The 14,296-nt window shown below is 65.9% G+C and carries 14 protein-coding genes; 8 read left to right on the forward strand and 6 right to left on the reverse strand.

The genetic code is table 11. From position 1 onward, the window contains the following. Positions 1-1,032, forward strand: coding sequence for a 4-hydroxy-3-methylbut-2-enyl diphosphate reductase (locus WFL22_RS10350; protein ID WP_336652201.1), 1,032 nt, complete (start codon positions 1-3; stop codon positions 1,030-1,032). 41 nt (positions 1,033-1,073) lie between these two features. Here WFL22_RS10350 and WFL22_RS10355 read toward each other — a convergent pair whose 3' ends face one another. Further along, positions 1,074-2,066 (reverse strand): LacI family DNA-binding transcriptional regulator, encoded by a 993-nt coding sequence (locus WFL22_RS10355; RefSeq protein ID WP_336992698.1) that lies wholly within the window; start codon positions 2,064-2,066, stop codon positions 1,074-1,076. Between the two features lie 156 nt (positions 2,067-2,222). Here WFL22_RS10355 and WFL22_RS10360 point away from each other — a divergent pair, with 156 nt between their 5' ends. From WFL22_RS10360 to WFL22_RS10375, 4 genes are all read left to right on the forward strand, one after another. Next, positions 2,223-3,884, forward strand: a complete 1,662-nt coding sequence (locus WFL22_RS10360) for an amidohydrolase (protein WP_336651968.1) — start codon at positions 2,223-2,225, stop codon at positions 3,882-3,884. A gap of 64 nt (positions 3,885-3,948) precedes the next feature. Further along, on the forward strand, positions 3,949-4,872 hold the full coding sequence (locus WFL22_RS10365) for a transporter substrate-binding domain-containing protein (protein ID WP_336651967.1): 924 nt from the start codon (positions 3,949-3,951) through the stop codon (positions 4,870-4,872). A gap of 3 nt (positions 4,873-4,875) precedes the next feature. Continuing rightward, on the forward strand, positions 4,876-5,826 hold the full coding sequence (locus WFL22_RS10370) for an amino acid ABC transporter permease (RefSeq protein ID WP_336651966.1): 951 nt from the start codon (positions 4,876-4,878) through the stop codon (positions 5,824-5,826). Next, positions 5,823-6,587: an amino acid ABC transporter ATP-binding protein gene (locus tag WFL22_RS10375; protein WP_336651965.1), complete on the forward strand. Its 765-nt coding sequence runs from the start codon at positions 5,823-5,825 to the stop codon at positions 6,585-6,587. The genes WFL22_RS10370 and WFL22_RS10375 overlap by 4 nt, the downstream gene beginning before the upstream one ends. A 265-nt stretch (positions 6,588-6,852) precedes the next feature. Here the strand turns inward: WFL22_RS10375 and WFL22_RS10380 are convergent, their stop codons facing one another. Together WFL22_RS10380 and fbaA are read right to left on the reverse strand one after the other, a co-directional pair. Further along, the gene (locus WFL22_RS10380) at positions 6,853-7,629 is read right to left on the reverse strand and encodes a DUF6264 family protein (protein ID WP_336992701.1); all 777 of its coding nucleotides are present in this window, start codon (positions 7,627-7,629) and stop codon (positions 6,853-6,855) included. Further along, positions 7,629-8,657 (reverse strand): class II fructose-bisphosphate aldolase, encoded by a 1,029-nt coding sequence (gene fbaA, locus WFL22_RS10385; RefSeq protein WP_336651963.1) that lies wholly within the window; start codon positions 8,655-8,657, stop codon positions 7,629-7,631. The genes WFL22_RS10380 and fbaA overlap by 1 nt, the downstream gene beginning before the upstream one ends. Positions 8,658-8,732: 75 nt before the next feature. Here fbaA and glpX point away from each other — a divergent pair, with 75 nt between their 5' ends. Further along, positions 8,733-9,716, forward strand: a complete 984-nt coding sequence (gene glpX, locus WFL22_RS10390) for a class II fructose-bisphosphatase (RefSeq protein ID WP_336651962.1) — start codon at positions 8,733-8,735, stop codon at positions 9,714-9,716. A gap of 75 nt (positions 9,717-9,791) precedes the next feature. On the opposite strand, the gene rmuC is transcribed toward glpX, so the two are convergent. The 3 genes from rmuC to WFL22_RS10405 are packed head-to-tail and all read right to left on the reverse strand — an operon-like array spanning position 9,792 to position 12,334. Then, positions 9,792-11,069 (reverse strand): DNA recombination protein RmuC, encoded by a 1,278-nt coding sequence (rmuC, locus tag WFL22_RS10395; protein ID WP_336992703.1) that lies wholly within the window; start codon positions 11,067-11,069, stop codon positions 9,792-9,794. Between the two features lie 47 nt (positions 11,070-11,116). Next, positions 11,117-11,701 carry a 3'-5' exonuclease gene (locus WFL22_RS10400; protein ID WP_336992704.1) on the reverse strand — a complete coding sequence of 195 codons (585 nt, stop codon included), beginning with the start codon at positions 11,699-11,701 and terminating at the stop codon, positions 11,117-11,119. 12 nt (positions 11,702-11,713) lie between these two features. After that, positions 11,714-12,334 (reverse strand): NAD(P)H-dependent oxidoreductase, encoded by a 621-nt coding sequence (locus tag WFL22_RS10405; protein WP_336651959.1) that lies wholly within the window; start codon positions 12,332-12,334, stop codon positions 11,714-11,716. 64 nt (positions 12,335-12,398) lie between these two features. Between WFL22_RS10405 and WFL22_RS10410 the strand changes: the two genes are divergently transcribed. Both WFL22_RS10410 and ychF read left to right on the forward strand, forming a co-directional pair. Next, positions 12,399-12,971, forward strand: coding sequence for a TetR/AcrR family transcriptional regulator (locus WFL22_RS10410; protein ID WP_336992706.1), 573 nt, complete (start codon positions 12,399-12,401; stop codon positions 12,969-12,971). A gap of 152 nt (positions 12,972-13,123) precedes the next feature. Then, positions 13,124-14,197 (forward strand): redox-regulated ATPase YchF, encoded by a 1,074-nt coding sequence (ychF, locus tag WFL22_RS10415; protein ID WP_336651957.1) that lies wholly within the window; start codon positions 13,124-13,126, stop codon positions 14,195-14,197. Positions 14,198-14,296: the final 99 nt, after the last annotated feature.

The following is a 14,296-nucleotide window of genomic DNA, read 5'->3' on the forward strand; positions in this document are numbered from 1 at the left end:
ATGCCCAGGCTGCGGCGCGAGGCCGGCCGACTGAAGAACGAACCCGTCGCGGGCGACAAGAAAGTGCTCCTCGCGGCCCCCCGTGGCTACTGCGCCGGCGTTGACCGCGCCGTCGTCGCCGTTGAGAAAGCGCTCGACCGCTACGGTGCCCCTGTCTACGTGCGCAAGCAGATCGTGCACAACGTCCACGTGGTGCGCACGCTCGAAAAGATGGGCGCCATCTTCGTCGAAGAAGTCGACGAGGTGCCCGAGGGTGCGAACGTCGTGTTCTCAGCCCACGGCGTGTCGCCCGCCGTGGTGAACGCCGCAGCAGACCGCGGCCTGCACGCCATCGACGCCACCTGCCCGCTCGTCACCAAAGTGCACCGCGAAGCCGTGCGCTTCGCAAAGCAGGATCTCGAGATCCTGCTCATCGGCCACACCGGCCACGAAGAGGTCGAGGGCACCGCTGGAGAGGCTCCCGATCACATCACCATCGTGAACTCCCCGGAGGACGTCGATACGCTCGAGGTTGAGAACCCCGACAAGCTCGTCTGGCTCTCGCAGACCACGCTCTCGGTCGACGAGACGATGGAGACCGTGCGCCGCTTGCGCGAGAAGTTCCCGAATCTGCAGGACCCGCCGAGCGACGACATTTGCTACGCCACGCAGAACCGCCAGGTCGCGATCAAGAAGATCGCCCCGCAGGCCGACCTCGTGATCGTGGTTGGCTCGTCGAACTCGTCGAACTCGGTGCGCCTCGTCGAAGTGGCCCTTGAGTACGGTGCGAAGGCCGCCTACCGCGTCGACTTCGCGAGCGAGGTCAAGCAGGAATGGCTCGACGGTGTGCGCACCATCGGCGTGACGAGCGGGGCATCAGTGCCCGAGGTGCTTGTGCAAGAACTGCTCGACGACCTCGCGGACGCAGGTTACACGGACGTCGAAGCGACCGTCACCGCAGAAGAAGACCTCGTCTTCTCGCTGCCAAAGGAGCTGCGACAGGACGCCTCGGGCAACCGAGACGAGCGTGCCCTCGGCGGGCGCGTGCGCTGACGCGCTGTTGCCTGTCGGCCTGCGTCGCGTGTCGGCCTCGGTCACGTGGCGCGAGGCACAAGCGGCGCGGGCAGCACTTCCCGATGCATGGCCGACGGTCGCTCGGGAAGTTCGAGCAGGTCGAGCATCATGCGGGCGGCGCGTTGCCCGAACACGAGCGGGCTCAGGTCGACCGAGGTGATCGGAGGCGTGTGATACTCCATCATGGTGCTGTCCACACCTGAGACGAGCTTCACATCCTCGCCGACGACGTACCCCAAACTGCGCAGCACACCGGCGATTCTGACCGCGATGCTGTCGCCGCAGATGAACAGCCCATCGCAGGACTCGGCCTGCTCGCCGATCGCTGCGGCCAGCTTCTGGCGCAGCGAACCGTTCCCCTCACCGGGGTCAAGGCGAACCACCTCAGGGGGGATCCCGCGCTCAGAGCACCATTCGCGGTATCGGGCCTCGATGCTCACGGTCCACTGCGAGACCGTCTCGACGGTCAGCAGCCCCGGGCGTTCGCTGCCCCTCGCAGCCATAAGGTCAAGCGCCTCGGTGGTGCTGGTGCGCGTATCGGACTCGACAACGCCCCAGGGCTCAGCTGAACCAGGCGGCGCGGGGTCGATGCAGACAGTTGCGGCTTCGCCGCGCAGAATTTCATGCGTGCCGAGATCGTCCGAGTGCGGCTCGACGAGGATATATCCGTCGACGGCTGGCAGATCCCGCAGGTCTCCGGTTTCGCCGGCTGAGGGCAGCATGACGGGTGAGTACCCGGAGTCCGCCAGGCCGGCGACCACCCCGCGGGTGATCTCGCCATAGTAGAGCGGGTACTCCATGAGGGACGCGGGGGTGTAGATGCCAATGGAGCCGACCCGCGAGAGTCGCAGGGCACGCCCGCTCTGATTGGGCCGATATCCGAGACGATCGGCCTCGGCGAGGATGACTGCGCGCGTCGATTCCGAGACGCCGGGCTTGCCATTGATCGCCATGGATACCGCGGCCACCGAGAATCCGGTGCTCGCCGCAATATCAGTCAGTTTCGTCGCCATAGTCCTCCGTTGCCGTCCCGAGTATAGCGACGGCAATCGTTCTCGCATCGGGCGTAGCCCTCGCGGCTTGACACCTCGATGCGCGGTCGTCTAATGTCACTTCTCGTAGCTTAAACGATTAAGTTACTGAAAGACCTGTCTTGACAAAGGAGTCCTGTGGAGCACGTTTCTCTCGACCTCGCCATTCTGAACGGCGCGGTGTTCGACGGTGAGCAGTATATTCCGGCACCCCACCACATCGGTATCCGCGACGGTCGAATCGTTATGGTGGGCCAGGAGGTCCTCGACGCTGTCGAGAGCTCGACCGAGGTGGTCGACGCAGACGGCAAGCTGGTGCACCCCGGCATGAACGACTCGCACGTCCACCCGATCGAAGCGGGGATGGAGATGCTCGGCTGCGACCTGAGCGAGGGATACACCCGCGAGGACTACCTCAAGCTGGTGCGGGCCTACGTCGAAGAGAACCCGGACGTCGACTGGATCATCGGCGCCGGCTGGCAGCAGGCCGCCTTCCCCGGCGGGGCCCCGGTAAAAGAAGACCTGGACGCGATCTGCACCGACCGGGCGATTATCATCTCGAACCGCGACCATCACAGCGCCTGGGTGAACAGCGAAGCGCTCCGTCGATGCGGTATCGACCGGAACACCCCCGACCCTGCAGACGGGCGGATCGAGCGCGACGACCAAGGCGAACCGACCGGAACCCTGCACGAAGGCGCGCGCATGCTCGCCCTCCGTCACGCCCCGCAGCCCACCGTCGAGCTCATGTACGAAGGATTCCTCGTCGGGCAGCGCAAACTCATCGAATACGGCATCACGAGCTGGCAAGACGCGCTGATCGGCCAGTACGGCAATCACAGTCCCGAGTTCTACAACGTCTACCGTGCGGCAGAAGAGCGCGGCGAACTGATCGCACGAGTCAACGGTGCGCTCTGGTGGGAACGCACCCAAGGTGTCGAGCAGATCGCAGACTTCGCCGCACGTCGAGCCGCGGTGGCCGGGCGTCGGTTCCGCGCCGACACCGTCAAGATCATGCAGGACGGCGTGGCCGAGAACCAGACCGCGGCAATGATCACGCCCTACCTCGCTCCGGGATGCGAACACCGCGTGTCCAACAACTCCGGCATCTCCTTCGTCGATCCCGAGCGTCTGCGCGACTACGTCACCGAGCTCGACAGGCAAGGCTTCCAGGTGCACTTTCACGCCCTCGGCGACCGCGGCGTGCGCGAGGCCCTCGACGCCGTCGAGCAGGCACGGAAGACGAACGGCGAGGCATCGACCATGATGCACACGATCGCCCACATCCAGATCATCAACCCCGACGATGTGCCCCGCTTCGCGCAGCTCAACGCCTCCGCGAACATGCAGCCGCTCTGGGCCAGCTACGACCCCCAGATGGTCGAACTGACAGTGCCCTTCCTGGGCGACGAGCGGGTGGGGCACCAGTATCCCTTCGCCTCCCTGCTCAACGCAGGCAGCCACCTGAGCGGCGGCTCGGATTGGCCCGTCACCTCTGCCGACCCGTGGCTCGGGATCCACGTCGCGGTGAACCGCCAGGTGCCCGCCGACCACCCCGACTTCAGCGAACGCGTGTTCCTTGAACATGAGCGGCTCCCGCTCGCCGCCGCTCTGCGGGCCTACACCCTCGGCGGTATCGAGACCAACGGTCGCGATCACGAGGTCGGGCGTATCGCCCCCGGAATGCTCGCTGACGTGGTCATCGCGAATCGCGACCCCTTCGCAGGCGAAAGCGCGAGCATCCACGAAACCGTGGCAGAGCGGGTCTACGTCGACGGTCGCCTCGTGCACAGCCGCTGATCCGCGCTCTCCGACCCCATCCGCACCTCGAATCCCTCACACCCATCCAATGAAAGGAACCCCCATGAAGAAGAGCCTGCTGGCAGCAGCGGCGATCGCCGCCATGCTGCTCACCGCCGGTTGCTCGGGCGCCGGCAACGACGCCGACACGAAGCCCGCTGACGAGTCGACGTCTGCGAACACCGCGGTCGACCTCGCGAAGCTCGGCGTCAATGAAGAAGCCAAGGCCCTCGTTCCCGCTGATATCGCAGAGCGTGGCAGCGTCGTCGTCGGCGTCGACGCGACGTACCCGCCCAACGAGTTCAAGGATGCGGACGGCAACGCGATCGGCTGGGAGGTCGACATGGTCGCCGCCGCCATCACCCGAATGGGCCTCGAGCCCGAGCTCAAGATCGCGAAGTTCGAGAACATCATCCCGAACATCGAGCTCGGCAAGTTCGACCTCGGCATCGCCGGCTACTACGACACGCTGAAGCGCCAGAAGGACTTCGACGTGGTCGACTTCATCTGGGCAGGCAACCAGTTCGCCTCCCTGGAAAAGAACCCAATCGACGACGAGCTCGACATCTGCGGCCAGAAGATCGCCGTGCCCAACGGTGGCTCCGCACCCCTCTACTACCTCCCCGAGGTGCAGAAGAAGTGCGATGCGGCAGGCAAGGGCACCATCGATACCCTCGGCTACGACACCACTGACGAAATGGTCGCCGCGGTGAACCTGGGACGCGCCTACGCGCTCGTCGCAGACTCGCCCGTCGTCAGCTACGCGGTGAAGAACTCCGAGGGCAAGCTTGTCGGCTCGCCGATCTACGAGAACATGCCCGCCGGTGCGCCGTTCTCGAAGAAGACCGGCGGCGAACTCGCCAAGGCCTTCGCGGTGGCCCTGCAGTCGATGCACGACGACGGCACCTACGACCAGATCCTCGAGTTCTGGGGCGTCGAGGCCGGTCGCTACGACAAGATCACCATCAACGCTGGCGATAAGGACTAACACGTGACCCAGCCGATCACCCAGGTGGTCAATGTGGCACCGCCGAAGCCAATTCGCGCGGTGCCACTCCGCCACCCCTGGCGCAACTTCTTCGCGGTCGCTCTCATCATTGCGATCATCGCGTTCGTGCTCGATGCGGCTCAGCGCGAGGCCTACGACTGGCCCTCCTTCGCGCAGTACCTCTTTGACGGCCGCGTGATGATGGGTGCGCTGAACACGCTCGCGCTCACCGTGCTCTCGATGATCCTTGCGATTGTCGTCGGTATCGTCATCGCGATCATGCGAGAGACGACAAACCCGGTGCTCCGCAGCATTGCCTTCGGGTTCTTGTGGCTGTTCCGCGGCACCCCCGTCTACGTGCAGTTGGTCTTCTGGGGTCTCTTCACTGCGATCTACCAGCAGGTGAATGTCGGACTGCCGTTCGCCGAGCCTTGGTTCACCCTCGAGCTCGCCGACGTCATCCCGGTGTTCTGGATTGCTGTCGTCGGCCTCGGCTTGAACGAGGCAGCCTACATGGCCGAGATCGTGCGCGCAGGTCTGCTCTCGGTCGACCGCGGCCAGAGCGAGGCCGCCGACGCTCTCGGCATGAGCTGGTGGCTGCGGATGCGCAAGGTTGTCATCCCGCAGGCGATGCGGGTCATCATTCCGCCGACAGGCAACGAGCTCATCTCGATGCTCAAGACGACCTCTCTGGTCACCGCGGTTCCCTACAACTACGACCTGTACACCCGCGCTAGGGACATCTCATCTGCGACACTCAACCCGATCCCGCTGCTCCTGGTCGCCTCGGTCTGGTACCTGGTCTTCACATCGATCATGATGTTCGGCCAGAGCCGACTCGAGCGTCACTTCTCGAAGGGGCAGAACGCTCGAATCGAGCGCAAGCGTAAGAAGACCCGCGGTTCGGCACAGGCCGAGACCTCGGTGGTCGGTAACGAGGAGGCCACGCGATGAGCGAAGCAAAGATGACGGCGCTCGATGTGCACAAGTCCTTCGGGGACAACCATGTGCTAAAAGGCATCGACATGACGGTGAAGCGGGGCGAGGTCAGCTGCCTGCTGGGCCCCTCGGGCTCGGGCAAGTCGACGTTTCTGCGCTGCATCAACCACCTCGAGACGATCGACTCCGGGCGCATCGAGGTGGACGGTGAAGTGATCGGATACCGTGAGCACGGCGACAAGCTGTACGAGTTGCACCCACGTGAAGCCGCCAAGCAGCGCGAGAACATCGGCATGGTGTTCCAACGATTCAACCTCTTTCCGCACATGACGGCACTGGAGAACATCACCTGCTCTCCGATGTTCGTCAAAGGCGAAGGGAAGGCAGAAGCGAAGCGCTCGGCGATCGATCTGCTCGAGCGGGTGGGGTTGGCCGACAAAGCCGACTCGTACCCGAGTGAGCTCTCCGGTGGGCAGCAGCAGCGGATCGCGATCGCCAGGGCGCTCGCGATGAAACCCGATCTCATGCTCTTCGACGAGCCGACCAGCGCGCTTGACCCAGAACTCGTTGGCGAAGTGCTCGACGTGATGAAGTCGCTCGCGGAGACCGGTATGACGATGATCGTGGTCACCCACGAGATGGGGTTCGCCAAGGAGGTCGCAGACACGGTGACCTTCATGGACGGTGGTCAGGTCGTCGAGCACGGCTCACCCGAAGAGGTGCTGGTGCGACCCCAGCATGGTCGAACCCAAGCGTTCCTCTCAAAGGTGCTCTAAGCAGAGGGGCGGATCGTGGATCGCTGTCTCGGTTCACGGTTCGCGCCGACGCGCTGCGCGCCGCCAGAGGCGTGACCCGGGCGGGGGAGCGGGATCCGCCACTGCCTGCATGGCCCGCGTCCGGTTCCGCCGCCCGGCTGCTGTGAAACGAGGTCACCCGTGTGGCCCTTTGCGCGTAAGCGAAAGGTCCACACGGGTGACCTCGACGCGTTCCCCAGGGAGCGACGCGGGCTCGCGAGCTCGCGAGCGGCGAGCCCGTGAGACCCTACGGCTGCGTCGAATTGAGGTAGTCGAGCAGCTTCTGCATGGATGCGGGATCCTCCGCGGCCTGCATGAGCTCGGGAACGCTCGTCATAGCGATGAGCGTGAGCACGAAAGTGAGGATCATCGCGAGCACGCCCGCCGACAGCGGCACCCAGAACGCGAGTTTGCCGCCGCGCATACGCTGAATCGAGAAGACGAGGGCGACCGCATACAGCGCGAACATCGAGAGCGCGCTCACCGTGCTGAAGGTGCCCAGCCACGACGGCGCAGCAAAATCGGCGATCTCCAGCGCATCCCCCACCAGCGCCACCGTGGGCGGCAACGAGAACAGCACCAGCGCCGAATAGAGCGCTCCGAAAGCTCCGAGCGCGAGCAGTGCGATGGTGAACGCGATATCGCCGGTGCGTCGTGGCTTCGTCTGCGGCCCCGGCACAAAACGGGGCTGCTGGGTGCCGCGGGCCGCAGGTGCCTCATCTGCCCGGTAGGGTGGCGGATCGCCTGCGTTGGGCTGCTGCGCGCGCTCCGAGGCGGGAGCCGCAGGGCGATCCGGCTGCGCGTGCTGAGACGGAGCGGAGTGCGATGCGGGTGCCGACTGCGGTGCCGGTGCCGGCTGAGGCGCCTGCGGCGCCACGCCGAGATTGTGGGGCACGCCGGAGAGGGTGCCCGGGTCGGGCGCTTCGGCCTGCGCGGCCTCGGCGCCCTCAGGCTTCCAACTCCATCCCTCTGGCGCGTACTCGCCGTAAGCGGGAGTGGGGCGTTCTTCCCGCGGATCCGCCACTAGGCGCTCACCGACTTGCCGGCGGAACCGAGCTGCTCAGCGGCGAGTGCGATTCGAGCCGCCATGCCGCTCTCGGCGAGCTTGCCCCACGCGCGCGGATCGTACTGCTTCTTGTTGCCGACCTCGCCGTCGATTTTCAGCACACCGTCGTAGTTCTTCAGGATGAAGTCGGCCGCTGGCCTGGTGAAGGCGTACTGGGTGTCAGTGTCGATGTTCATCTTGATGACACCGTTGCGCACCGCCTCGGCGATCTCCTCGGCGCTCGAACCCGATCCGCCGTGGAAGACAAGATCGAGGGGCTTCGCTCCGGTGCCGTACTTCGCTTGGAGACCCTCCTGGATCTCGGCGAGGAGCTCGGGGCGCAGCTTCACGCCGCCCGGCTTGTAGACGCCGTGAACGTTGCCGAAGGTGAGAGCGGTGAGGTAGCGGCCCTGCTCGCCGAGCCCGAGCGCCTCGACCGTCGCCACTGCGTCGTCGAGCGTGGTGTAGAGCTGGTCGTTGATCTCGTGGGTGATGCCGTCTTCTTCGCCGCCGACCACACCGATCTCGACCTCGAGAATGACCCCGATTGCGGCCATGCGGGGCAGCAGCTCCTTCGCGATATCGAGGTTCTCAGTGAGTGGCACGGCCGAGCCGTCCCACATGTGCGACTGGAAGTAAGGCAGGCCGCCCTGCGCGACGCGCTCCTCGCTTGCCGCGACGAGCGGCAGCACGAAGTTGTCGAGGTGCTGCTTCGGGCAGTGGTCGGTGTGCAGGGCGACGGTCACGTCGTAGGCCTTGGCGACCTCTTCTGCGTACTTCGCGAAGGCGATCGCACCGCCCACGCGGTTCTGCACGGTGTGACCGGCGAAGTAGTCGGCACCGCCGAAGCTGACCTGGATGATGCCGTCGGAACCGGCCTCGGCAAAGCCCTGCAGGGCTGCGTTGAGAGTCTGCGAGCTCGAGACGTTGACGGCGGGGAAGGCGAAGCCGCCCGTCTTCGCGGCGTCGAGCATGGCTGCGTACTGTTCCGGAGTTGCAACTGGCATCTGTGCTCCTTGGCGTCGTGAAGGATCGGCTCCCTGCCGCTCCAAGGATCCAGTCTACGCGGTAGGGTTGTCGGTATGACTGAACCTGTTTCGCTGGGCGATTGGCAGCCCGATCGCAACCTCGCAATGGAACTCGTGCGCGCCACGGAGGCCGCTGCGATGCGCGCCACTCCGTGGATCGGGCGCGGCGACAAGAACGCCGCCGACGGCGCTGCGGTCGATGCGATGCGGCGCTTTCTGTCGACCGTCAACATGAACGGCACCGTGGTGATCGGCGAGGGCGAGAAGGACGACGCCCCGTGGTTGTACAACGGCGAGCAGGTTGGCAATGGTGAGGGTGCCGAGTGTGATGTGGCTGTCGATCCGATCGACGGCACCCGTCTCACCGCCGAGGGTCGCCCCGGCGCGCTTTCGGTGATCGCGGTCGCCGACCGCGGCAGCATGTACGACCCGTCAGCGGTCTTCTACATGGACAAGCTCGTGTGCGGCCCGGCCGGTGTGGGCGTTGTCGACATTCGCCGCCCGATCGGCGAAAACGTGCGTGCGCTTGCCCGCGCTAAGGGCGTCGACGTGTCTGACATTCGCGTGGCCGTGCTCGACCGCCCGCGTCACGCGCAGCTCATCGCAGATATTCGCGAGGCCGGCGCTGGCACGCGACTCATCATGGACGGCGACGTCGCCGGCGGCGTTAATGCCGCGCGCTGGGATTCGCGCATCGACATGTGCGTGGGTATCGGCGGCACCCCCGAGGGCATCATCACGGCTTGCGCAGTGAAGGCGCTGGGCGGCGTGATCCAGGGGCGCCTGTGGCCGAAGGACGACGAAGAGCGCCAGAAGGCGATCGACGCCGGCCACGACCTTGACCGCGTGCTGGAAGCGAACGACCTGGTCTCGAGCGACAACTGCTACTTCGTGGCAACGGGCATCACATCCGCCGAGTTCGTCGACGGTGTGCAGCGTCGCGGCCCCTTCGTGCGGGCTGAGAGCATCGTGATGCGCGCTCACTCGGGCACGATCCGCCACGTCATCAGCGACATGGACCCGGATCGCTGGAGCTGATCCCGCTCAGTGCCCGACCTCGGAGTTCGCGGGGTTGATGATTGAAGCCCCAGGCGTTTGCGCCTGGGGCTTCAATCAGTTGTGGGCGTCGGCGTTATCGCTTTCGTCACTCCCGCCGGGGCGCAGTTCGGGGGCGATGAGCGGGCGCACCGCATCTTCGAGCTGTACGGGCTCGGTGCCGATCTTCTCGCCGTTGAGGGCGCCGATCTTGCGGGCTGTGGGCAGCACCTGGCGTTCGAGCGAGCCGACGTAGGCGTTGTAGTCTTGCACGCCCCGCGAGAGGGTGCGGCCGAGCTTGTCGAGGTGGGTTGCGGTGCGACCGAGCCTGGTGTGCAGCTGCCGGCTGAGGTCGAACAGAGTGCGCGCCTCGGCGGTGAGCGACTCCTGCCGCCAGCTGTGGGCGATCGACTTGAGAATGGCCCACAGGCTTACCGGTGAGGCCAGGGCCACGCGACGCTCGAAGGCATACTCGAGCAGCAGGGGGTCGGTGTCGAGGGCACTCGACAACAGCGATTCGCTCGGCACGAATGCGACGACGAGCTCGGGGGAGTCGGCGAGCGCTGACCAGTAGCTGCGATTGCCCAGGGCCACGATGTGCTCGCGCAGAGCCTTCGCGTGCCGACCGAGTAGGGTGGCTCGTCGCGTCTCATCGGTGACGTGCTGCGCTTCGAGATACGCATCGAAGGGCACTTTCGCGTCGATGGCGATGCTCTTGCGGCCGGGCAGGCGCACCACGAGGTCGGGACGGGCCGCCCCATTTTCCGAAGAGAGATGCTGCTGCACTTCGAAATCGACGTGCTCGACCATGCCAGCAGCCTCGATGATGCGCCGCAACTGAGTCTCGCCCCACAGCCCCCGCGTGTTGTTCGAGCGCAGCGCAGCAGCTAGATGCTCTGCGGTGCCGCGCAGCTTCTCCTCGGCTCGCGCGGCCTGTCGCAACTGCTCGGTCAGCTCACCGTGCTGAGAGGCACGCTGCTGCTCCAGAGCCGTAACCGTGGTCTCCAGTTTGCCGAGACTGTCGCGCAGCGGAGCGAGCTGCTGCAGCACCCGCTGCTCATCGCGATCGAGCTCGGAGCGCTGCCTCGCGTGCTCGTGCGCGTCGCGCAGCCGATCTTCAAGCCCCTGCACCCTGGTTTCGGCGGCCGCGAGCTCTTCACGCAGCAGCCGCGCCCCCGATTCTGCGTCGAGCCTGGCCTGCTGCACCGCCAACGCGCGCTCGTGAGCGGCCCGCGCTTCGAGCTCTGCGACGCGCTGCGCGGCGGCGGACGCGGCACCCCGGCGCCCCGCTACGAAACCGGCGACGCCGAAGACGAGCGCCGCGACGACGATCAGGAGAACAGTGAGAATGGTCATGGTCACATCGTGTCAGGGACCACTGACATTCTTGTTCAGTGGCCCGGCTACAGCTTGAGGGGAATCGCCTTCAACTGCTGGATGCGCAGCCCCGTCTTCTTAGCGAGCGCAGCCACATCGTCAACATCGTGGCGCTTCGCCGCGTCGGAAATGATCGCGGCGCAGGCTTCGGCGTCGGCGAGGGCATCGTGGTGCGCGAACTCGCCGAACCCGGCAGCCTCGGCCGCGAGGGGCAGGCGATGCGAGGGGATTTCGTAGGTCTTGCGCGACACCTGCACACTGCATAAGTAGCGCAGTCGGGGCACCGGGGTGATGCTCTCAGCGCACGCCGCACGGATCACCCCCATGTCGAAGCTCGCGTTGTGGGCCACAGCCACGTCATCGCCGATGAAGTCGCGCAGCTCGGCCAACTGCCCCGCCCAGTCACGCGCCTCCGCCACCATCGCAGCCGTAATACCGTGAATCTTGACGTTGAACGGCAGAAACGCGGCGTGCGACTCCGGCGGGCGGATCAGCCACTCCACGCGATCCACCACACGCCCCTCGCGCACGCGCACCAAGCCGACCGCGCAGGCCGACGAAGGGTGGCTGTTGGCGGTCTCGAAATCGATGGCGGTGAAGTCGACGGGCACGCGTCTAGGGTGTCACACCCGTCTGACATTCACGGGCGCGGGGGTCTGTGAACCCTGCGCCGCATCGTCGCGTCGGCGGTCCGCTGCCCCGATCTGCCCGGCTCGAGCGATCCAACGCTCGATGCGCTCCGGGGCGCGGTACTTGACGCCGAGTAGACGGTGCACGCGAAAGGGTCGCACCCCGCAGAACTTCAGGGTGTGGCGAGTCACTTGCGCCACGGCGTGAGTGCCAGTGAAAGGCACCGCGATCGCCGGGGTGTCGGCGAGCAGGAAGAGGCGACCGCTGCGTCCGCGGAGGAGGCCCTTCGGGAGCCCCCGGGCAGGATAGAGGTACTCCTGCTTCGGGAGCAGCGCGCGGTCGAAGAAGCCCTTGAGGAGGGCCGGCACGGACCCCCACCACATCGGGCTGACCACCACGATGCGCTTCGCGAGATGCATCGCCGCTCGGGCATCCTGCAAATCAGGCTCGATCTCCATGCGCTTGCGATACCCGAAGCGCAGGTGCGGGTCGAAATCGAGCTCTCGCAGGGCGATGAGACGTGCATTGCCGTGGGCTGCGGCGTAGCTGCGGGCGATCGCCGCGCTGAGCGAGTCGGGGTTCGGGTGGCCGTCGATGACGAGGGTGGTGAACACAAAGCTCCTATCTTGACAGCGTCAACTCATCTGGACATCGTCAAGTTAGGGGAAGATGTTGCGCATGTCAAGTTCTCGCGATGGGTACCACCACGGCAGTCTCGCCAGAGCGCTCGAAGACGCGGCGATGCAGCTGCTCGCGACCCGATCCGCACACGAGATCAGCCTGCGCGAAGTGGCCCGGGCCGCGAATGTGAGCCACAACGCCCCCTACCACCACTTCACGGACAGGCTCGGCCTGCTGAGAGCGATTGCCGAGCGCAGCATGCGGGACCTGATCGCCCGGGTCGAGACCGCAATCGAAAGTGCGGGCACCCCATCCCTAGCGCTGCGCGCGGGCACCAACGCCTACATCTCCTTCGCGATCGAACACCCCCACGCATTCGACGCCGTCTACGACCCGACGGTGTGCATTCCCGGTGCCCCCACCGAGACGATGGCTCCGCTCATTGACGCGCTTGAAACGGCGCTCTTCACCGTCGCGTCGGGCGTTGGCCTCGACACCGAAGCCGATGCCAACGCCGTTTGGGGGCTTGTACACGGCCTTGGAATGCTCGCCGCCGCCGGGCATCTGACGCCCGAACAGGCGCGGGCCTCGTGCGAGTCGGCGCTCGATCGCATGCTCGCGGAGGGGTGAGGATCGGCGGACGCAGCGCGATCCGTGCCCTCTGCCCGGCCGGCCCGCGCCCCCACTCGGGCCCCACCCATGCGCCGACCCTGGTGCGGCGCTCAGTCCATGGCGGCCGCACCAGCGGCGAGCCGCCCGGGCGACGGGTAGGATAAACCCTTGTGGCTCTGACAATCGGCATCGTAGGACTCCCCAACGTGGGCAAGTCCACCCTCTTCAACGCACTCACCCAGAACGACGCGCTCGCCGCGAACTACCCGTTCGCCACGATCGAGCCGAACGTGGGTGTAGTGAACCTGCCCGACGCGCGCCTCGACAAGCTCGCCGAGATCTTCGGCAGTGAGCGGATCCTGCCCGCCCCCGTCAGCTTCGTCGACATCGCCGGTATCGTGCGCGGCGCGAGCGAGGGCGAAGGCCTCGGCAACCAGTTCCTCGCGAATATCCGCGAGGCCGACGCAATCGCACAGGTGGTGCGCGGCTTCAGCGACCCCGACGTGGTGCACGTCGACGGCGCTGTCGATCCGGCAAGCGACATGGAGACGATCAACACCGAGCTGATCATCGCCGATATGCAGACCCTCGACAAGGCCATCGTGCGCCTTGAAAAGGAGCTCAAGAACAAGAAGATCGACGCCTCCGTCGTTGAAACCGCAAAGGCCGCCCGCGCCGCGCTCGACGAGGGCCAGGTGCTCTCACACGCAGGCATCGATCTTGAGCCGATCAAGGAACTCGGCCTGCTCACCGCGAAGCCGTTTCTCTACGTCTTCAACGTCGACGAGACCGTGCTGCAGGATCGCGCCCGCCTCGACGAACTCGCAGCGCTCGTCGCGCCCGCGAAGGCGATCTTCCTCGACGCCAAGATTGAGAGCGAGCTCATCGAGCTCGACGCTGAGGACGCCGCCGAACTGCTGGCCTCCATCGGCCAGGAAGAGAGCGGACTGGATCAGCTCGCTCGCGTCGGCTTCGACACCCTCGGCCTGCAGACCTACCTCACCGCCGGCCCCAAGGAGGCCCGCGCCTGGACCATCAAGAAGGGTGCCACTGCGCCGCAGGCCGCAGGTGCGATCCACACCGACTTCGAGAAGGGCTTCATCAAGGGCGAGATCATCTCCTTCGAAGACCTCGTGGAGTGCGGATCGGTGGCTGAGGCCCGCGCCAAGGGCAAGGCGCGCATGGAAGGCAAGGACTACGTCATGCAGGACGGCGACGTCTGCGAATGGCGGTTCAACGTTTAGGAGACCTCAGCGACGATGAGGGCCTCAAGCCGGCTGCAGGTGAACCAATCGGCCGCGAGCGTTTACTCGTTCCTGGCAGACGTTTCAAACGAGACGCTG

Origin of the sequence: Leucobacter sp. VD1, assembly GCF_037150695.1 — a bacterium.
Lineage (GTDB): Bacteria > Actinomycetota > Actinomycetes > Actinomycetales > Microbacteriaceae > Leucobacter.

Excerpts from the sequence above, each read along its gene's own strand:
- WFL22_RS10410 (WP_336992706.1), top strand. The coding sequence starts at position 12,399 with ATGTCAAGTTCTCGCGATGGGTACCACCACGGCAGTCTCGCCAGAGCG.
- WFL22_RS10355 (WP_336992698.1), bottom strand. The coding sequence starts at position 2,066 with ATGGCGACGAAACTGACTGATATTGCGGCGAGCACCGGATTCTCGGTG.
- WFL22_RS10350 (WP_336652201.1), top strand. The coding sequence starts at position 1 with ATGCCCAGGCTGCGGCGCGAGGCCGGCCGACTGAAGAACGAACCCGTC.
- rmuC (WP_336992703.1), bottom strand. The coding sequence starts at position 11,069 with ATGACCATTCTCACTGTTCTCCTGATCGTCGTCGCGGCGCTCGTCTTC.
- fbaA (WP_336651963.1), bottom strand. The coding sequence starts at position 8,657 with ATGCCAGTTGCAACTCCGGAACAGTACGCAGCCATGCTCGACGCCGCG.
- WFL22_RS10375 (WP_336651965.1), top strand. The coding sequence starts at position 5,823 with ATGAGCGAAGCAAAGATGACGGCGCTCGATGTGCACAAGTCCTTCGGG.
- glpX (WP_336651962.1), top strand. The coding sequence starts at position 8,733 with ATGACTGAACCTGTTTCGCTGGGCGATTGGCAGCCCGATCGCAACCTC.
- WFL22_RS10365 (WP_336651967.1), top strand. The coding sequence starts at position 3,949 with ATGAAGAAGAGCCTGCTGGCAGCAGCGGCGATCGCCGCCATGCTGCTC.